Origin of the sequence: Acidaminobacter sp. JC074 (genome assembly GCF_022496765.1) — a bacterium.
Classification (GTDB): domain Bacteria; phylum Bacillota; class Clostridia; order Peptostreptococcales; family Acidaminobacteraceae; genus JABXKX01.
In genome coordinates, this window is the sequence record NZ_VANV01000021.1 from 1 (window position 1) to 20548 (window position 20548).

The window sequence follows — 20548 nt, forward strand, 5'->3', positions numbered from 1 at the left end:
TTTGATTTTCTGTTTCTTTGTTTTCTTGACGCCATTACTTCATTTACCATCCTTTGTGTCCTTTCTAGATTGTAGCACACAAAGTCAATAAAAATAAGTGTGCTATCAGATCCTTAGTTCTGATTTACACACTTTATTTTACACTCCCCAAATTTTATCGAATGATAGCTCTTCAATGTCAGCTTTTTAATAAGCTATTAGCATATATTTTTGCTGAAACCTCAAAAACACTGTCATCTCCAGATGCACAGTGTTTTTATATAGTTCTCTATAGCATTGACTATAAAAATATCTGAATAAGTAGAAACATCATTAATATACTTATAGAGTGAATCGGCAGTACTCCTTGCTACTAAAACTATCCTTCCATAATTGCTAGACAATGTCATTACTTACTACAAGAACAGGCCGATGACCTTTCTGTTCATGCCTTTTGTGTAGGATTCAGGGAGACCCAATAAATATCACCTTGCTGAACTTGTCAATCATTTATTTTCTTCATATTTCCATTCTTCCTCACCAACAATATCCCATTCATCTTCTATATCATAAGATTGAAGGCTTTCTGCATCAAAATCTTCTAGTAAACTAGCAAGCAGCTCTCTCCCTTTTAACTCAGGTTTTCTAATTACTAAACTATCGTTCTCAATTGTTAAATCCACTTTATCACCACAATGAATACCAAGTGTATCTGCAATAATCTTGGGAATCCTTATTGCTTCGCTATTTCCCCATTTATTCAAAGTAACTAACATAGTTCTCCCCTTCCTCTGAATACATTGTATTATTTTCTCATATTAGAGTCAATTTGACTAAGTTATTATGTATAAGAGTCATACATATAGTGAAGCATTTCTATTTAAACTGTCATTCTTAATAGACTGAGATATTTATCATTTACAAGAATGATATATTAATATGCTCAATACCTAATATGATCCACATAATTAACTTAGCTTATATTTTGAAATTAATAACATTACTTTTGATTAACTCCTCTCTTTACATCAAAAGACCATTTACAATGGCCTTTTAACTTTAGTATATCATTATACTTTTTCCTTAATCTTTTTCTGAGCAGCATCCACTGCATCTTTGATACCATCATAACCTGTACATCTGCAAAGGTTGGCGTCTAGCCATATTTTCTTACCTGATTCATCAATATCCGGATTGTCTCTTAACATGGCATAAGCATTCATTAGAAAGCCAGATGTACAATAGCCACATTGGAAGCCCCCTTTATCTACAAAAGCTTCCTGAATTTCAGTGTTTTCTAATCCCTCTATGGTTGTAATCTTATTATCTGTACAAGAGACTGCTAAGATCATACATGCTTTCATGGGCTTATCATCAATTAAAACTGTACAGGCGCCACAATCGCCATTTTCACACCCACCTTTTGGTCCGGTATAACCTACTTTTTCTCTTAAGACTCTCAGTAAGGTTTCATTAGGTTTAACTAAGACCTGATGAACATGACCATTTATATCAAGTTCTATCATTTGATAACCAGAGTATGCAATCATTATTTATCCTCCATTTCTCTAAAGATAGAATCCAAAGCTTCTTCAAACAAATGTTTCTTGTAAGCCTTACTAGCCCTTTTATCATCTTTTCCAAAAGACTCAAAATCACCTTTTATACCTTCTAGACTCTCATTACTAAAAACTTTAAAAAGTGGATACGAGCAGTAGCCAGAAACAGCCACTGACTTCTCAGAGTCATTTCTTACAAAAACATGTACAATCGGATAATCAACAGAAGTGGTTTCTGTATATCTCTTCATCCCATAGGTAATCCTTTTATTAAGATACTTTATCTGATAGAGTATCTCACCTGGACTTAACTTCAAACGTTTATCAAATAGGTCTCTTAGTTTCACTTCCCTTAGGCCTTGCTCTCCATAAGTTACAATGTCAGCATCTAATGCAAGTAGTGGCAAAATAGCCTCCTTATACGGCAGTCGACCACAGATATTACCACCTATTGTAATAGCGTTTCTTACAGTATGGTCTCCTATATGAATAAGGACTTCTTTTAAAATATCAATATTATGCGTCTCAATGATCTCATTAAGGGTAAGACATCCACCCAAAACAACTTCTTCTTCACACCTTATGGTTTTAATGCCTTCGATGTCTTTAATGTCAATCAATGCATCAGCCTTTATAGTACCTTTTCTAAAAGAAGTTATAAGTTCTGTACCACCAGCATAATAAAATACCTTCTTTCCTTTTCCAGTCAGGTCCTTGTATAAATCATAAGCTGACTTTAAATCTGAAGCTTTATAGTAGTCAAAATCAAAATTAATCATCACTGGCCTCCTGGATTTTTTCCCATACTTTTTCTGGTGTAATTGGTATTGCACTTAAGTCTTTTCCAACTGCTCTCGATAAGGCATTTGAAATCGCTCCCGGCATACCAATAACAGATTGCTCACCTAAGCCCCTTGCACCAAATGGACCATCAAACTGAGGTGTTTCTAAGAACTTCACTTCATAAATCGGGGCGTCACTGTATCTCATGATTTTAAAGTCTCTTAAGCACTCGCTTGTAATCTGTCCATGTGTATTGTATTTAAAACCTTCCATAGTCGTATAGCCAATCCCCATGGCCATACCACCAATGATCTGACCTTTGGCTATCTCAGGATTAATGACTTTACCAACATCAATACAGCATACTGCTTTAAGTATTTTATACTGACCTGTAATCATGTCTACTTCTATCTCTACACCTTCGGCACCCAGGGTCCATTCTAAATCTGGATGTCCCTGACCGGATTCCTTGTCTATATCAGTTAGGTGTTTGGCAATGTATTTGCCTCTACCTATGATCTGACCGTAAACTGCATTGCCATTTGGATAAACATAACCCAGTGAAAGTTCAGAAATACTCAGCCCAATTTCAGGTTCATCAGGTACATAAACTCTTTCACCTTGTACTACAAGGTCTACAGCTGGCACACGTAAGATGCTGGCTGCAAGATCTTTGAGTTGTTTCTTTGCATCTTCACAAGCTTCTAGAAGTGCGTTGCCGGCCATAAACAAACCTCTACTTGCAGCTGTCGCCCAATCACATGGTGACGTTCTAGTATTGACACCTTCTTCTACATGAATCTTTTCAAGTGGTATATCTAAAGACTCGGATGCAATCTGAGCAAGTCCTGTTTTTGTACCTTGACCAATCTCAACAATGCCCGTGTGAACATTAACACTGCCATCACTGTTAAAGGTAATGACTGCACCAGCATCCGTATTGGTAGGCATGGCTGGTGCCTTCCATAAACCAGCAATCCCTTTGACCAAGACTTTTCTGTCATCTATTTTTATACACTTATCTATTTGACCACCCAACATATCATTAACTTCATCAAAGCAGGTAATGATATCTCCTGTAGACTTGTTCAGCTTAGAGCCTACCGGTGTTAAGTCCCCAGGTCTGATGCCGTTGATTCTTCTTAACTCATAGGGGTCCATGGCCAGTTTCTTAGCCATCTTATCAATGGCTCTTTCAATGGCAAAACCCATTTCAATATGCCCAAAACCCCTATAAGCAGTGGCAAATGGCAGGTTGGTATAAACACACATGGAGTCACAACGTACATTTTCTACATGGTAAGGACCTGTACAAGAAATAGCAGCAGCCCTTGAAACATTAACAGCATAGTCAGCATAGGCACCTGAGTTAAAATAATAATCTAAGTCCATGCCTGTAAACCTATTGTTTTCATCCACAGATAACTTAACTTTGGCCTGCAAACCGATATTACCTGGAGAAGTTACCAAGTCCTCTTCTCTTGAGTTTACAAATCTGACCTTTTGTCCCCCAACAGCCTTAGATAAAAGATAAGCAAGACCTTCTAACTGGATGCCTGCCTTGCCACCAAAACCACCACCTAATAGGGGTGCTTTGACAACAATTTTACCAGGGTCTAAATCATAAAAGGCACTCATCAGTCCCTTGACGACAAAAGGAGCCTGTGTCGTAGATGTTATATAAACATCCCCTGTTCTTCTTATCTCACAAATAGATGCTCTTGTTTCCATGGCTACATGGTCGCCGATCTCTATTTCTACAAAAGACTCTACAACTTCTTTTGCATCAGAAAAAGCCTTCTTCACATCCCCTTTTCTTACCTTGGTTCTATTGGAAATATTAGTCCCTGGCTCAGGATGAATAGGATCAATATGACTATAGGTCGCCATATCTTTATGTATAATGTCAGCCCCTTCTTTTAAAGCATCCAGCGGCTTCATAACAGGTCTTAATCTTTCATAGGTCACCTCTATTAAAGCAGCCGCCTTGCAAGCATGTTCATAAGTATCTGCAACAACTGCTGCAACAACTTCTCCGTAATGTCTGACATAATCTCTTGCAATAGGTGGCTTGTCACTTAGATAAAGACCAATATTATTAGGTACATCCTCACCAGTAAGAATAGCCCTTACACCTGGACTTTTTAAGGCGCTGTCCTTATCTACCTTAAGGATTCTCGCATAAGCATGAGGACTTGTTTTAATGGCAGCATGGAGCATTTGTTTTGTTATTTCATCTGCTGTGTATGAAATATTCCCATGAACTTTGTCATAAGATTCTTTTCTTCTTACAGAACTTCCTACTTTTCCTTTCATTTCTTACCTACTTTCCATATCAGAAATTACTTTATCAACCGCTCTTTTAGCAGACTCTACTAGGGCATAGAGACCAACTCCAAAAGATGATTTTGTATTTGGATCTGGTTTTAAATCCATACCACAGAAATAAACATGCTCAGATGTAGATATGCCATCTACTAAGATCAGCTCACCTTCATCATCAAATACATCTAAAGTCAACCACTTGTAATTGGCCTTAAAACCCGTGCACCAGATGATATTTTTTATAACTTCCTTTTCAAGATCTAAAACTGTTAAAGGCTTTAAAATATCATAATTCACATCTTTTAAATCAAATGGAACATTCTCTTGAACAGGCAAGTCTTCTTTATGAACTAAATCATTGATCATGCTTTCTAGTCTTTCCAAATAAAGATGACCGTCATCTAGTATCTTTCTAAGGTCATCTGAAAATTCGATTTTACCGTCAATGACATTGACCATTCTTCCAACAATCTCAACACCTTCTACTTGGCAGTGATAAAGATTTTGATTCAACTTATCTATGATGTTTTTATTGTTCAAGTCATCATGACTATAGGTAAGGAGTTTCTTTTCATCGTGATAGCCTGAAAGCTTGTTTAACCAAAAGACACCGTTGATGTTTTTATAGACTACAGGCAGTGGTGTGGAAGATCCGACTGACAGATAAGTTTTACACCCTAAGGTTTCCTTAACTTCTAAGGCAATCTGAACACCCGACCGACCTGATCCAACGACGAGTGTCGCCCCCTCAACAAGCTGACTTGGATTCTTATAGTCCTTTGAGTGTATCTGATGGATAGTGTCAGGCAATAAGTCAGATATTTTAGGCGTAAATGGTTGATTAAAAAGACCTGTTGCTACAATGATGTTTCTTGCATATATAAGTCCATTGTTTGTGTTTAGCTGATAGTAATCCTTGATTTTATCAACGCTCTGAATGCTTGTATTTTCAAGCGTCATAGGCTTAACAAAATACAAGTACTCCATCAAGACATGTTCAATTTCTGCACGAGACATAAACTCATTGTCATAAGGTATCAAATGATCGACCCCGGGTAGATTGGTCATCCAATTGGGTGTGACCAAATAAAAGGAATCCCACCTTTCATTTTTCCAAGTGTGGAGCATCTCGTATTTTTCAACAATCAAATGATCTATATTTTTTCTTTTTAGGTGATAGGAACAAGAGATACCGCTTGGTCCACCACCAATAATTACAACGTCGTATATTTTCATATCTATCCTTTTCTATTTATGATTGGTGCTTTTCTAACATGGGTCAATCCTTCTAATTTTGAAGCGATTGCCATAAGCTTTTCTTCTGAGTTTAAAGGTCCTAGTAGCTCCATACCAATTGGCACACCAATAGGTGCATGAGAAGTTACTGAAGAGAAACCTGCTGGTATACATATGGAAGGATAACCTGTGACAGAAGCAAGTACACCATTTCTTTCTAGCTGAGACTGACCTATTTTACAAACCAACCTCTTCTGATGTGGATACAAGATGACATCTAATTGGTTTTTTTCAAACAATGCCTTCAACTTATCTTTTACTAAGTCTCTTCTCTCAAGTCTCTTTCTATAATCTTCTGATGAAGTAGAAAGCTCACTTGCTTTTATAAGATTATCTTTGATGCCTTCATGGTGTAAACCACTTGAAAGAATCTCCTCAAGAGAATGTACTGAAACATGGTCTGGTAGATTTCTTAGATAAGCATTTAAATGGTCTTTTAACTCATACAAATGAACCGAAACATCCTTAACAAGGTAGGCAGTATCAAATACATCTTTAAGATCAAGTATATAAACACCTTGCGCTCTTAGTTTATCTATCTGATGGTCCATTGCCTTATTTATCTCTTGGTGACAATCATCTTGACCAAAGAAATCCCTTAAAACACCTACTCTAAGGGTCTTGAAATCAACTTGTAGATCTGAGTAATCTTTATCAGAAAGTACTTCTAATAGGACTTTAGCATCTTCTAGACTTCTGGCTATTGGACCAAGAGCATCTTGTGTATTTGAATAAGGAACAACACCTTTTTTACTAATGAGCCCGGCACTAGGTCTTATACCTACTAGTGCATTTGCAGATGATGGTGACCTTACTGAGTTGATGGTGTCCGTTCCGATGCCTATCATACCAAAGTCTGCAGCTACAGAAGCACCTGTACCACCACTAGATCCTCCTGGTGTTCTTGTTAAATCATATGGATTAAGTGTTTGACCCTGTATGGATGAGATGGTCTCTCCCCATATGGCAAACTCATGAAGGTTTGTTTTGGCTATTATTATAGCTCCTGCTTCTTTCAAAAGTTTAACTACAGGCGCATCCTCTTTAGCCATATAACCTTGGAGACTTTTACTACCAGCAGTTGTAGGCATATCAGAAGTTTCTACATTGTCTTTTAGTAAAATCGGCACACCGTGAAGCTTGCCTTTAAGGCCTTTTTCCTTATAATATAAATCAAGTTTTTCAGCTTCTTCTAAGGCCCTATCATTGATGCATATAATAGCGTTTAAATCATGATCATATGCCTGAATTCTTTCTAAATAGTAGGCAACGACTTGGCTACTTGTTATGTCTTTATTTTCTAACATGAGGTGATATTTTTTTACACTTAACTCTTTAAAATCCATGGTAATTCCCTCCCATAGTACACTTCTAGAATTTATACCCCTAATCCTTTGTTACCACACAATAAAAATAATATCTCAAGCAAAAGAATACTTGGTTTTATCTAACAAAGCCTTTCATCTGTTATAATAAAGACGGAGGGCTATATGGACAATTACTTAATTGATGAAATATTAGATATAAAAACTCATACAAAACTGATAACATTTGTTGGTGGTGGCGGCAAGACAACATCCATTTATAAGATCGCTCAGACCTTGAAAAAAGATCATACTGTACTTGTGACAACCACTACTCATATGTTTCATCCACATGACCAGGTAGACAGGGTCTACTTTGGTGATTTACCAGATGAAGTAGAGTCAAATATTGTAGGACTCTTTACTTTATATGACCCAGTAAAAAACAAGGTAAAAGGCATCAGTAAAGACCAAGTTAATGGTATCAAAGATGAAAAAAAATTTGATTTGATTCTCAATGAAGGTGATGGTTCCAAATCAAGACCACTTAAATCATATGGTCACCATGAACCTGTTATACCAAGTTCTAGTGATATGGTTGTCATTGTTATAGGCGCAGAGGTTTTTAACCAGCCTCTATCAGAAGACCTTGTACATAGAATAGATCCCTTTATGACCATTACAGGCTTAAAAGAAGGTCAAATTATAAGGCCAGATGCTATCATCGATTTACTGACGCACCAAGATGGTTTCTTAAAAAATTTGCCTGACCATGCTAAAGCCTACATCCTTATCAACAAGGCTAAATCATACTCAGTGGATATAGAAGGTTTTTCAGAAAAACTCTTTTTAAAAACAAATAGATACAAGGCAGTTATTTCAGGAGAAATGGCTAAATTTGAAATTTTAAGGGTAATAGAATATGATCGATAAAAAGTCTCTCCAAGAGATAAAGGTTAGTCAGAGAATCAAACAGACCATCGACATGATGAAGCAAGTGACTTCTAGTAAGTGTCTTGTTGTCGATAGAAAAAATCAAGGGATTGGCGATTTAGAACTTATAGAGCTTGTAGAAGCTTATATAGCAGGTGTTTCAGATCAGGTCATCAGTAACAAACTTCATCAAAAGGTCATCGACAATCAGATCTATATACTTGGACAATATACTTATAAAGACCGCGTGATTGGAAGGTACGCTGTAGGTCCACTTGAAAGTAAAAATACAATCTACTTTGAAAACCTAAAATTGATTGTCTTTAATCTTTCTAGACTACAAGAAGAAATAGAACCTGAAATGGATCTTATAGATAAAAGTGACATCCCATTTGAGATCATCACTGCACATGAAAACTATGAGTTTTTAGAAGTCTTAAATAAACTCCTTGAAGCCTTTAAAGTCAACGACATTGAAGCAGTCGAATCCTACACCAGACTTTTCTTTGATTCATTCATCAAAGAACTGGAATGGACCAATAGATCTTATATCAAATACTACATCATGCTCTATTACGGTCTATTAATCCTAATGATGCTTGATAATGGTTATGACCTTCAATTTACAGGCATCACTGTTCAAAGGTTTATAGCGAAACTTCATAACATCGCTGATGCAGATAAACTCATTTTGTATGCACAAGCTCATTTGAACGAGTATTTTCTTCTGGGTATGAATAAGAAGTCTAAATACCACTCTAAGTATGTAACTGATGCATTTAAGTACTTACAAGAAAACATGGATGAACATATCACCATAGACCATATGTCAAATATCTTAGGTATCAGTAAAAGACATTTATCCAGACTCATATCAGAAGAAACAGGCAAAACCTATACCGAAGCCTATAATGACTTTAAAATAGAACATGCTAAAATACTTCTGAAACATACACGTTACAACATGGTGGAAATAGCCAGTCGAGTCGGCTTTAACAGTCAAGCTTATTTATCTAAGCAATTTAAAAAGAGAACTGGGTTAACCCCCTCAGAATACAGAAATAGCTAGTGAATATTCACTAGCTAATTTTAGGTAAGTTTGATACAAAGTCATAAAATGCTTTGGAATCACCCTCATATGTTATTTCATGATTCACATCATAATTTGCAGCTTGGTCTGTTAGAAAATATGTTTTCATGCCTACTTTTGAAGCCACCATATCATCTCTTCTATCATTACCGACCATCAGACAATCACTTGGATTCACATCTAGTTTCTCAGCAATTTCTTCATAAAAATTTGCATGAGGTTTTGTAAAACAGTGATTGTCATACGTAGGATAGTAGTTAAAATCTTCTACATCAAGGCCCGTCCATTTAATTCTTTGTCTAACAGCTAAGTCAGGAAACATTGGATTAGTCGCAATCACAAGCCTATACCCTTTTTCTTTTAAAAGACCAATGGATTTTTGCATCCATTCTTTAGGTTGCAATAAATAATCCAGTTTAACAAACTCTTTTAAATAATAGTCGTCAAAGCGTTCAACAAACTTATCTGTATCTTCAAGCATGTCATCCATATTCTCTATAAAAACATCTTTATTGGTCTTGCCTGAATTGTCCATGACCATCTTTTCTGTCCCTTTCATAAAAACAGACATCAAATACTCTGGTGTTGTCAAATCAGAAAAATAGCTGCTAACACTCTTAAAATAAGTTCTTACAAAAGTCTCTTTATCTACCTCTAATAAGGTACCATCTAAATCAAATAATATCGTATTCATAAAATCCTCCAATGTTGCTATTGTATCTTATGAGAAAAAGATAATTTATACTATTAAGACTTTATTTTAAATATCCAGACATAAAAAGACCAGCAACCGCTGGTCTAATTACCAGAATCAAATAGTAAGTGCAATCATGGCTCCAAAGGTAACTACAAAGTAAGCAAGACCATGAAAGGTATTGTTTCGTCTTTGTTCTTTATAGCCAGCATCACCTTCTTCTAGTTTAACTATCAAAGGCACGAACTTATAATAGCCATATGTACCAATAAATCCATAGAAAGACATTAATATCAAATGGCTTATACCTCTAATACCCAGGCGTGGACTTGCATAGATTAAAATAAGTAGGGCCGATATAATATAGAGACTCTTATATGGAACAGACAGTTTAACACCACAGTGACTACATCTGGTTGATCTTATAGGCCCCATACAGAACTTAGTCCATTTCTTAATCGTTTTCTCACCACAATTAGGACATTCAAACATCATTTACTCCTTATCTAGTTTCTCTAAAATTAGATCAACTTTTTTATTAACCTGATCAATTTTTCTATTATTACCATTGGTTTTCCTTATGTATTTAAATAAGACATAGGGTACACCTATAAATATTGCCAATATAACTATGGTATTAATAATTTGAAAAATCAGTGTTGCATCAAAACTCACTAAACCTGTTATTGCGCCGCTTTCATACATTCTTTGTCCTCCCTATTTAAACATATAGAACTCTTCAAATAACCACTTTCCATTACTATAAAATCTTAAGATATAATCATAAGTCACATAATCAATAACTTGATTATCGTCATTTAGTTTTTCCACAGTAACTCTTATAACTATTTTATGATCGGATTCTCTTATAACTTCATAAGTTTCTTCACCCATATAAATATTTGTTCCTCTATCACCGACTCTACCATATAAGTCTCCATTAACATTGATATAGATATTTCTTTTGAGGAGAGAATCAACGACTTTATTCTTGTAAGTACCATTCAGTGCTTCTACCAACTCATCGTATGAAGAAAAAACCTGATTAACTTTGTAATAAGTCTGATCCTTTACTTGAAACTGTTGATCGACATCTACTGGCAAATATCCCACATCAAATATGCTGTACAAGTCCATAGCTTTATCATAAAGTACCATGACTTCATCATCACTCAAGTGAGTAGGCTTATAGGACGGAAACAATGACTCGTCATCCCATTTATACCTAAACTTGTGTAGATGTTCATTAACTTCATCGTAAGCCACGTAGCCACTATTAATACTTGCATTTAAAGTGTTCAAGTCTTTAGACAGTTCTTTTAAAAGCCTACGTTCTTCCTGATCAAGTTGTTTGTCAACAATTATATGCCTTAAACTTGTTTTTAGATAAGCAAATATGTTGTACTGAAGATTATCACCTTTATGAATATAGTGATCAGTGTAATAAAGAAAGTAGTAAATATCTTGAAACTTATCAGCCATCATATATATCTAATCGAACCTCTTCAAAGTCACCTTCAATATCAGGAACTCTATCAACAGCAGAACTGGCTATTTTGATCAAGCTAGACAACTCCTCTATATAGAAGGTCTTATTCTCCTTATTAGTTTGAAGCTTTGCAAGGCCTAAAATAAGCAACAAAATTATTAGAAATACAGACAATTTCTTATATGATTTCAAGATAAATCTCCTTGTCATTGATTAAATGTGTGTGTTGGTCCTGAGTTTTTTATTAGAACGATGTATTGAAAGTACTCTGATACATCCTTGTTAAGTTCATCTCCAGTTAAGATATCATACATTGGCATGTAGGGTCTATCCTCTTCTTGACCATTTACTTTATAGATAGAAAAATCACTATCTATTTGATCCTTTATTTCATCAATAAATGGCAATATAAAAACAAAATCTTCTGTAAGACCATCTGCTGATTTCATCTGACAATCCAGATAATTATATGTAATAGATAAGACCTTGTCTTGGTATTTAGGATATTTGTTTAAATAAGTCGCAAACCATTTTACATCTGTATTTACATCTTGGAATACATGACCTGCTCCCCATTGACCATAATAGTTATCTCTAGGCAACACGTTATCAATCGTTTTGAAATTATCATAAATGATGCGGTCTCTTGTATTGTTCCATTCTACCCAATCATCAACGACCTTATAAGCTTTTTTTGAATTTAATATGTTCCATAAAACCAATTCAAAATAGACATAATTTTCACCTAGGTAGTCCTTATAGAGATCTCTATGTTCACCCATATCCTCTAGTATGGCTTCAGCATTTTTTTCACCCTTATAATTGTTTCGAAAACTCGTATTCAAAAGCTCAAGTATATCACCTAGACTAGAAATACTCTCCTTAATTTCTATAGGAGCCTCTTCATCAGGCAACATATCTAAAAGACATTTATAGGCTTGAATAATGTTCGACTCAATATCAAGCCCTACCACCTTAATTTTTTCCTCATCTGCAAGGTTATAATTGTATGAATAAAAGTTCGTCCAGAACTCATAGTATTCCTTGTCATCACTTCCGTATTTTCCTAAATCCTTAAATATATCTAAAAGTATAGTTTCATCTCCACTCTCAAGAAATTGATTCAAGAAGTAAGACATAGAATAAGGCATTTCTGATAAATAATATTTAAAGTTAGTCTCTTCTTTAAAGTATTTTACAAATGCTATATTCAAATCAGAGTTTGCTTTTATACCGTGAACTTCTCCAGTCAAGAATATTTCGTGTTGATCAAGGTCCTCCATTGAAATCAGACCCTCTTCTAAGCTATCAAGATTAGTAATAGCCTTTGAGTTGTCCTTAAAGTATGAAAGTAAAACCTCAGGACCTTCTAACTCTGTTTCCTTTATTAGGTCTGTCTCTTCTTCAACGCTTTCATTCAACTCTTTATCTACAACTACTTCATGAGGAACAGTATTTTCTAGTGAGTTTTCTGTAGCCTCTTGGCATCCAATAAAAACCGAACTTATTAGTGCTAGATAAATGATTAGTTTCTTCATAAGTTCATATTCTCCCTATAGTTTTTTATATTGCAATCTGAAGCTTTGGTCCATACATTCTTCTTTTATAAGTTTTAATCCTAGTGGCTCAAGCATAGCATCAATGGATGATTTAGATTGTTTCTTACCTTCTAACAAAACACCATATCCAGTACTTGTGATATCGTCTTCTAACTCAACGTCTAACTGAGCTACAAAGACATCTTTACCATCATTCTTATAATCTGGTAAGTCGACATCCCAAATATCAAGGAGACCATTTCTTTTTAAAACTCTTACAGCTTCAGATAAGACTTCAAGCTTTGTTTCTATGTTCATATACATTAAAGAATAAAAGAGTGTTACAACATCAAAATTTTCATCAGTAAACTTAAGAGCTCTGCCATCCATAATAAGTTTTATAGAGTCGTTGTCAGTCTCTAATAACTCATCCTCACGAGGATCTATGGCAATGACATTTTTACCGTATAGTCTGCCGATAAATCCTTCACCACCGCCACCAATATCTAAAATAGCTGCGTCTTCATATTCTCTTTGAAGTTTAATTTTTTGCTTCTTAGTCTGTAGATAACGATCTTCCATCCTGCCTCCATGCTTTGTTAAATCCATTTTTTATGAGTTTCTTTTACTCATAATCCCAGCAAACACTATAGCGCCTAATACAATAAGAATTGCTAATAACAAGATGATATTCATACATTCCTCCCTAATACTCTAAGCTATGGATTTCCTGAAAAAGTCTCTTTTCACCATTTATTATCTCATAGCCTCTTGCAATTAGAGATAATTCTTCAACTGGTTCATCAACTTGAATAGCCAAAGATATCATCCCATCTAACCAATCTGATTCTTCAAAATACTTCATTGATAAATGTTTATAATTGTGTTTAGTAGTCATAAAAACTTCTGTTAAGACTACGTCATCATAATGAATCTTATAGTCGTTTACTCTATATGATTCTTTTTCCTCCTGATAACCTAATGATACTTCAATATGTTTACTTGATGAGGTACCTGCAGCTACCAAAAGATATTTTTTATTCATTTCTTTAATTATTTCCAACGCTTCATCACTTAAATCACATATATAGTGAACCTTATTTTTACTTAAACCAGCTAAATAATTTTGCTTTGTATTGGTGTGTATCACCCACATATATGTCTCAAGCGAAGTCTGATTTTCCATTTCAAAAACAACTGAATGATGATCATATACGGCCTTTTTTGGTCCTATCTCTAAATAATTATTCACAAATATATCTGATAGTATTTTCTTGTCCTCTTCAAGTAGCATAAACGATTCTCTGTTCATACTTAGACTAGGGAAGATTATATGCACATCATAATCAGAAAAATCAAATGACTTAGGATAATCAGGTCCTGATTTTTCCATAAGACTAAACAATAACATCATAATAACCACCGATCCTACAAGTAGTGCTTTGGGTTTAGACCTAGTCATATTCCCTCCTCTATTTGGATGCCTTAATAAGTTCTTTAACTCTTTCGTACGCACTTTCTTGCCACTCCACCTTCATAGTAGCTTGTAAGATTTCTTGACTGTCATCTTTTCCATATAAAACAGACACATAGTCTTTACCGATAATACGCATACTAATGGCTTCGTCTCCATTAAACGTGATATAAAAAGAGCTTTGACCATCAGATGACAAATACCTTTCTGAAGTTATTTCCCAATCATACCTTGTTAGCTTATCTTTAAGCTCTTCTATATCGTCATCCTTTATCTGAATTGAATGATCTACCATGGCATTCCTAGCAGATATCCTGTCTATTTCAATCTTGTCATACCTAATAAGAAACGCTTCAAACTCACGTGTGCTTTGAATCTCCTGATACAATGACATCCCATTTAGTAAAAGTGCTACAAAGAAAGCTATAATTAAAAATCTATACTTTTTCATAAAATCCTTAAAAATAAGGAACTACCATTTATCATAAACTTGGTAGTTCCCATCATAATCACCATTTAGGTTTTGAAGGCTTTAATATAATCCAGAAAGCCATCTCTCCTACATTTCAACCAAATTTCATATATAATCAACCCACTAACAGTATACATCATAATAGTGTGTCATTCATCAAAAATGTAGAAATATGGTATAAGTTTAAGGAAATTCTAATACTTTCTTAAGTGAGCGTCAATAACTTTTCTTCGGCCATTTGAATCATTTCCTCTACATTGTCTGGAAGCTTGGTTTCACGGTTTAGTTCATAATCTAATATGCAGGTATTAAAGCCTGTTGCCAGTGAATGACTAGCATCACAGCCCATACCAAAAAGTTTTGAATAAATCGGGTCTGCAAAGTTACAAAAATGCTTGAGTTCTTCGACACCTTCTGACTCGTAAAACTTCTGAACTGCACATTCTTTAAACTCAAATCTACATGATTTATCTGCAGCATCAAAGGTATAAATAAAATCTTCTTCAAACTTTTCCTTTTGACTTTCTAAAGCTTGTCTCCTAAAGTAGGACTTTCCTAGACTAGTAAAAGCTAGTCGTCCAATGGGTCTTCTAAACAGTCTAGGCACCTGGTCAAAAAACTTAATCGACACTTTATAGTTAATATATGAAGCCATAACCGCATCAAAGCCATGTTTGCTTGAGGCCTTATAAAAGGCAATAAACCAACCATTCATTTCAATGATGTTTGAAAAGGCATTTTTTCTTCCACCTATATAAGGCAGTCTGGATATGATTTGGTCTGCTTCTAGTTTGACATCATCAAGTATTAAGTTAACTTCTTCAGGTTTCAAATAAGCTATAAGGATCTTTTCTGCCCATTTTGTCATTTTGCTATATGTTTTTTTAATTGACTTCTGTCTTTTCATATAATAATCATGCATAGGCGCCTCCTATTCTATATATACCTAAAAAAGTTATGCATCATTCAACTTAATTAAAGCGTAAAAATGACCAAGATTTCATCTTGGCCAACTTACTTATTTCAGATCAAATCTATCTGCATTCATTACCTTGTTCCAGGCACTGATGAAATCACAGATAAACTTATCTTTTCCATCATCACTGGCATAAACTTCTGATAAGGCTCTCAACTGTGAGTTAGAACCAAATATTAAATCAACTCTTGTTGCTAGCCATTTACGTTTGTTTGTAGATCTGTCAATCCCTTCATAAACACCTTGATCTAAAGGCTGCCACTTTATATTCATATCGAGGATATTGATAAAGAAATCATTTGAAAGCTTACCTGGATGATCTGTTAACACACCAAGTGGTGAGTGTCCAAAGTTGATGTTAAGACTTCTTAGTCCTCCTAGTAAAACAGTCATCTCAGGTGGTGTTAAACCAAGTAATTGTGCTTTATCAATAAGAAGCTCTTCAGATTTTCCTAAACACTTTTGATAATTTCTAAAGCCATCTGCTATAGGTTCTAGATAAGCAAAGGACTTCTCATCAGTTTGCTCACTGCTTGCATCATTTCTACCAGGTGTAAAGGCTACTTCCACACCACTAGCCTTTTCAATGGCTACTGAACCACCAAGGACAATCAAGTCCGCAAGAGAAACCTTTTTATCATCAGTATCAAAATCGGCTTTAATACCTTCTATAATATCTAATAACTTGTGAAGCTTCTCTGGCTCATTGACTTCCCAATCCTTTTGTGGAGACAATCTTATACGTCCGCCATTTGCCCCACCTCTGAAATCAGATCCTCTATAAGTAGAAGCAGAAGCCCATGAAAGCCAAACGAGATCTGAAACAGACATCTTATCTAGTAAAATTTTCTTTAGAAGTTGAATATCTTCTTGACCAATCACCTGGTAATTAACTTTAGGTATCGGATCTTGCCAGATAAGATCTTCTTCTGGTACTTCTGGACCTAAATATCTCGATTTTGGTCCAAGGTCCCTATGAGTGAGTTTGAACCAAGCTCTTGCAAAAGCATCCGCAAAGACTTCTGGATTTTCATGATACCTTTTAGATATAGCTTTATACTTAGGGTCCATTCTAAGAGACAAGTCAGCAGTTGTCATAATTGGCGCTTGTAGGCCGGTTCCTTGTGCAGTCTTTATATTATGTGCTTCTGGATCCGCCGGTACCCACTGCCATGCCCCTGCTGGACTTTTTACCAAATTCCAGTCATGGCCAAACAAGGTATCAAAATAGCCCATATCCCACTTAGTAGGTGTGGCATTCCAAGGGCCTTCTATACCAGATGTGATGGTATCATCACCGATCCCTGATTTATATTTACTGATCCAACCAAGACCCATCTCTTCAATATCAGCAGCTTCCGGTTCAGGACCCACCTTTGAGGCATCACCTGCACCATGGCACTTACCAAAGGTATGACCACCTGCAACTAAAGCCACGGTCTCTTCGTCGTTCATTGCCATTCTAGCAAAGGTTTCTCTAACATCCTTACCAGAAGCAACAGCATCTGGTACACCATTAGGACCTTCTGGATTGACATAGATAAGGCCCATCTGAACAGCAGCCAAAGGATTATCTAAATCTCTTTCACCTGTATATCTTTCGTCTCCTAACCATTCATTTTCATTTCCCCAGTAGATATCTTCTTCTGGTTCCCAAACATCCTCACGGCCACCTGCAAAGCCAAAAGTCTTAAATCCCATGGATTCTAAGGCGCAGTTACCAGCAAGAATCATCAGGTCTGCCCATGAGATGGCCTTGCCGTATTTTTTCTTAATCGGCCATAAGAGTCTCCTTGCCTTATCTAGATTGGCATTATCAGGCCATGAATTTAGAGGGGCAAATCTTTGCGTCCCAGTTACTGCACCACCACGTCCATCGTTGACTCTGTAAGTCCCGGCACTATGCCAAGCCATACGGATAAATAAACCTCCATAATGACCATAATCCGCTGGCCACCAGTCCTGAGAGTCTGTCATCAAATCATATAAGTCTTTTTTAAGTCCTTGGTAATCCAGCGATTCAAAGGCTTCTTTGTAATTAAAGTCTTCTCCCATCGGATCTATCTTATTAGAGTTTTGCTGCAAGATCTTGAGGTTGAGTTGACCTGGCCACCAATCTCTGTTTTTTGTACCTGCTTTACTTGTTGCACCAGTTACAGGGCATTTTCCACCTGACATTTAATACTCCTTTCATTCATTTAATCCTAGTAGCTATATGCCCACTAAAAAGGAGATTATTCAAAAAGCAACCACAAAAGTGATTGCTAATCTTATTTCTTTAAAAGCCAAAAGATTCCCTTTATATAATGGCCATTTAAAATATCTAAAATACCTCTAGTAAAATATTTTGGCAGGTCTTGATCACCATTGAGACTCAGTGCCCTAATGGGCGTTGTTTTAAGAGACTCTTCAAACATGATTAAACTTGCATCATCCTCATCTATCTGACCTACAACTTTTCTGGCTTCTTTTAAAATATATTTTCGAACTTTCCTACCAATAAAAGTTGACTTAAGATCATCAACAAGAGAGTTCTCATGGAAGATGCTATGATCATATGCGCTGGTCACTGAGCCTTTAAGTTTATAAAAATCATGATCTGATATTTCGAGTATACCCTTATCTAAACACTTATAGGACTCTAGTTCACCATAGACTTTAGGATAGCTGCCTCCAATCTGGTCTTCAAGTACAATATCGCAAGTCAGTCTTATATCTCTACTGGATGCGCCAACATAAATGGTGTAGATGCCTTCTTCTACATGAATCTGATTCATTTCAACGTTGTAATAGCCGAAATCTAAATAGTCCAAGCTAAAGTCAAAAGATTGGCTATGACCTTTTGGTATCATTTTTTTATCAAAGGATTTCAACTCTTTTATGAGTCTAAAACCAGATGAATCTTTTTTTCCCACATAAACTTGTACAATTTCTTCACCATCAAATGAACCTGTATTTGAAACATCACAGCTTACTTGAATCTTGTTATTTTCTCTTGATACTTCAAGATGCTCATAATCAAAGTTTGTATAAGAAAGACCATGACCAAATGGAAATAGTACATCTTTATTTGCCTTGTCATAATACCTATAGCCTACATATATACTTTCCCTATATGCCACATAATCTCTATGACCAGGAAAGTATTGATAAGAAGGTGTATCTTCCAGTTTTAGTGGAAAAGTCTCAGCCAATTTGCCAGATGGGTTTATTCGCCCAAAGAGATTGTCATATGTACCACCTGCACCTGCTTGGCCTCCCAGATAAGATTCTAGGACTGCTGGTATATTTTCTAGCCATGGCATGGTGATTGGCGAGCCGTTTTGTAACACAACGACCATGTTTTTATTAACAGATTTAACAGCCTCTATAAGGGCTACATGATTGTCTGGCATTTCAAGGTGTCTTCTGTCCACACCTTCACTTTCGTATGTAGCGGATAAACCTGCGACAATTATTACAGCATCTTTTCTCTCAGCGACTTCTAATGCTTCATCAATCAAGGACTTATTAACATGGTCGCTTGTGCTTTCATAGCCTCTAGCATAATCAAACTGAATCCCCTCAGCTTTCATGATGTCGTATAAGTTGTCTATTTTATGTGAGTTGACAATAGACGATCCTGCCCCTTGTATCCTAGGATTTCTTGAAAATTCACCTATAAGACCTATGTTCATGGATTTACTTAAGGGTAAAATACCATCGTTAACTAAAAGCACATTGGATTTAGAGACGAGTTCTCTAGAAAGGTTGTGGTGTTTATCAAGATCGACTTCATAATTTTCTTGTAGGCTCTTCTGACTTTTTTTAATCAGATCGACCATTCTGTCTCTAGAAGCCTCTTTGGCCTTTTGAGAGATTTCATGATCAAGCGCCAGTAAAAGCTTTGTCCTATTGGCCCTGTTACCTGGCATCTCTAAGTCCATGCCAGCTTCTAGACCTTTCACTCTGTCATTGACAGCACCCCAATCACTTATGACAGCCCCTTTATAGCCCCATTCTCCTCTTAGAATATCAGTTAGAAGTCTTTTATTTTCAGAAACATGGGTACCATTTAACCTGTTATAAGAAGCCATAATGGTCCAAGGCTTTGATTCTTTAACAGCAATTTCAAAACTCTTTAAGTAGATTTCTCTAAGAGCCCTTTCATCTACTTCAGATGAAATAACCAACCTTCTAGTCTCCTGATTGTTGACTGCAAAATGTTTCAAAGAAGTTCCGACATTTCTCGACTGAACACCTCTAATCAAGGCTGCAGCCATAATGCCACCGTGGTAAGGGTCTTCTGAAAAATACTCAAAGTTTCTACCACACAAGGGTGATCGCTTGATGTTAACACCCGGTCCCAGTAGGACAGAGACGCCGGCCTTTAAACATTCATCTCCAAGAGCCTGACCCATTTTAAATACAAGGTCTTGATCCCAAGAAGAACCTGACAGAACTGCTGGCGGAAAGCATGTCGCTTTTTCGCTGGCATTGATGCCTATGTGATCAGACTGTCCATCCTGTTTTCTAAGTCCATGAGGGCCATCTGATACCTTTATGGACTTAAGACCTTTCTCTTCTAACCCATTTAACTCCCAAAAGTTTTTTCCAGAACATAAGAGCGATATATCTTTATTTGAATAATTCATAA

The 20548-nt window shown here is 35.9% G+C and carries 20 protein-coding genes; 2 read left to right on the forward strand and 18 right to left on the reverse strand.

The window, feature by feature from the left end; genetic code table 11:
• Positions 1-485 precede the first annotated feature (485 nt).
• From EZV73_RS21295 to EZV73_RS21320, 6 genes are all read right to left on the reverse strand, one after another.
• Positions 486-755 (reverse strand): AbrB/MazE/SpoVT family DNA-binding domain-containing protein, encoded by a 270-nt coding sequence (locus tag EZV73_RS21295; RefSeq protein ID WP_240842457.1) that lies wholly within the window; start codon positions 753-755, stop codon positions 486-488.
• Positions 756-1049: 294 nt separating this feature from the next.
• Positions 1050-1529 (reverse strand): (2Fe-2S)-binding protein, encoded by a 480-nt coding sequence (locus tag EZV73_RS21300; RefSeq protein WP_240842458.1) that lies wholly within the window; start codon positions 1527-1529, stop codon positions 1050-1052.
• On the reverse strand, positions 1529-2317 hold the full coding sequence (locus EZV73_RS21305) for an FAD binding domain-containing protein (protein WP_240842459.1): 789 nt from the start codon (positions 2315-2317) through the stop codon (positions 1529-1531). The genes EZV73_RS21300 and EZV73_RS21305 overlap by 1 nt, the downstream gene beginning before the upstream one ends.
• Entirely contained in the window at positions 2310-4637 is a 2328-nt protein-coding gene (locus tag EZV73_RS21310) for a xanthine dehydrogenase family protein molybdopterin-binding subunit (protein ID WP_240842460.1), read from the reverse strand. Before EZV73_RS21310 ends, EZV73_RS21305 begins: the two co-directional genes overlap by 8 nt.
• A gap of 3 nt (positions 4638-4640) precedes the next feature.
• Complete coding sequence (locus EZV73_RS21315) at positions 4641-5882, reverse strand: NAD(P)-binding domain-containing protein (RefSeq protein WP_240842461.1); 1242 nt, start codon at positions 5880-5882, stop codon at positions 4641-4643.
• A 2-nt stretch (positions 5883-5884) separates the two neighbouring features.
• Positions 5885-7288, reverse strand: coding sequence for an amidase (locus tag EZV73_RS21320; RefSeq protein WP_240842462.1), 1404 nt, complete (start codon positions 7286-7288; stop codon positions 5885-5887).
• Positions 7289-7432: 144 nt separating this feature from the next.
• On the opposite strand from EZV73_RS21320, the gene yqeC reads away from it, so the two are divergent.
• Both yqeC and EZV73_RS21330 read left to right on the forward strand, forming a co-directional pair.
• A complete protein-coding gene (yqeC, locus tag EZV73_RS21325) occupies positions 7433-8179 on the forward strand; it encodes a selenium cofactor biosynthesis protein YqeC (RefSeq protein WP_240842463.1) in 747 nt (248 codons plus the stop codon).
• Positions 8169-9248 carry an AraC family transcriptional regulator gene (locus EZV73_RS21330; protein ID WP_240842464.1) on the forward strand — a complete coding sequence of 360 codons (1080 nt, stop codon included), beginning with the start codon at positions 8169-8171 and terminating at the stop codon, positions 9246-9248. Before yqeC ends, EZV73_RS21330 begins: the two co-directional genes overlap by 11 nt.
• A gap of 10 nt (positions 9249-9258) precedes the next feature.
• On the opposite strand, the gene EZV73_RS21335 is transcribed toward EZV73_RS21330, so the two are convergent.
• The 12 genes from EZV73_RS21335 to EZV73_RS21390 all read right to left on the reverse strand — a co-directional run bounded on the left by EZV73_RS21335 (position 9259) and on the right by EZV73_RS21390 (position 20546).
• The gene (locus EZV73_RS21335; RefSeq protein ID WP_240842465.1) at positions 9259-9963 is read right to left on the reverse strand and encodes an HAD family hydrolase; all 705 of its coding nucleotides are present in this window, start codon (positions 9961-9963) and stop codon (positions 9259-9261) included.
• Between the two features lie 117 nt (positions 9964-10080).
• Complete coding sequence (locus EZV73_RS21340; protein ID WP_240842466.1) at positions 10081-10455, reverse strand: CpXC domain-containing protein; 375 nt, start codon at positions 10453-10455, stop codon at positions 10081-10083.
• A 3-nt stretch (positions 10456-10458) separates the two neighbouring features.
• Positions 10459-10668 carry a DUF4083 family protein gene (locus EZV73_RS21345; RefSeq protein WP_240842467.1) on the reverse strand — a complete coding sequence of 70 codons (210 nt, stop codon included), beginning with the start codon at positions 10666-10668 and terminating at the stop codon, positions 10459-10461.
• Between the two features lie 12 nt (positions 10669-10680).
• Positions 10681-11445, reverse strand: a complete 765-nt coding sequence (locus EZV73_RS21350; RefSeq protein ID WP_240842468.1) for an IseA DL-endopeptidase inhibitor family protein — start codon at positions 11443-11445, stop codon at positions 10681-10683.
• The gene (locus EZV73_RS21355) at positions 11438-11644 is read right to left on the reverse strand and encodes a hypothetical protein (RefSeq protein WP_240842469.1); all 207 of its coding nucleotides are present in this window, start codon (positions 11642-11644) and stop codon (positions 11438-11440) included. Before EZV73_RS21355 ends, EZV73_RS21350 begins: the two co-directional genes overlap by 8 nt.
• A 14-nt stretch (positions 11645-11658) precedes the next feature.
• Positions 11659-12990 carry a hypothetical protein gene (locus tag EZV73_RS21360; RefSeq protein ID WP_240842470.1) on the reverse strand — a complete coding sequence of 444 codons (1332 nt, stop codon included), beginning with the start codon at positions 12988-12990 and terminating at the stop codon, positions 11659-11661.
• Positions 12991-13005: 15 nt separating this feature from the next.
• Entirely contained in the window at positions 13006-13572 is a 567-nt protein-coding gene (locus EZV73_RS21365; RefSeq protein ID WP_240842471.1) for a class I SAM-dependent methyltransferase, read from the reverse strand.
• Between the two features lie 124 nt (positions 13573-13696).
• Positions 13697-14452 (reverse strand): hypothetical protein, encoded by a 756-nt coding sequence (locus EZV73_RS21370; protein ID WP_240842472.1) that lies wholly within the window; start codon positions 14450-14452, stop codon positions 13697-13699.
• 10 nt (positions 14453-14462) lie between these two features.
• Complete coding sequence (locus EZV73_RS21375) at positions 14463-14915, reverse strand: hypothetical protein (RefSeq protein ID WP_240842473.1); 453 nt, start codon at positions 14913-14915, stop codon at positions 14463-14465.
• Between the two features lie 226 nt (positions 14916-15141).
• Complete coding sequence (locus EZV73_RS21380; RefSeq protein WP_240842474.1) at positions 15142-15858, reverse strand: hypothetical protein; 717 nt, start codon at positions 15856-15858, stop codon at positions 15142-15144.
• A 96-nt stretch (positions 15859-15954) separates the two neighbouring features.
• The gene (katG, locus tag EZV73_RS21385) at positions 15955-18090 is read right to left on the reverse strand and encodes a catalase/peroxidase HPI (protein WP_240842475.1); all 2136 of its coding nucleotides are present in this window, start codon (positions 18088-18090) and stop codon (positions 15955-15957) included.
• A gap of 92 nt (positions 18091-18182) precedes the next feature.
• Positions 18183-20546, reverse strand: coding sequence for a glycoside hydrolase family 3 C-terminal domain-containing protein (locus EZV73_RS21390; protein WP_240842476.1), 2364 nt, complete (start codon positions 20544-20546; stop codon positions 18183-18185).
• Positions 20547-20548: the final 2 nt, after the last annotated feature.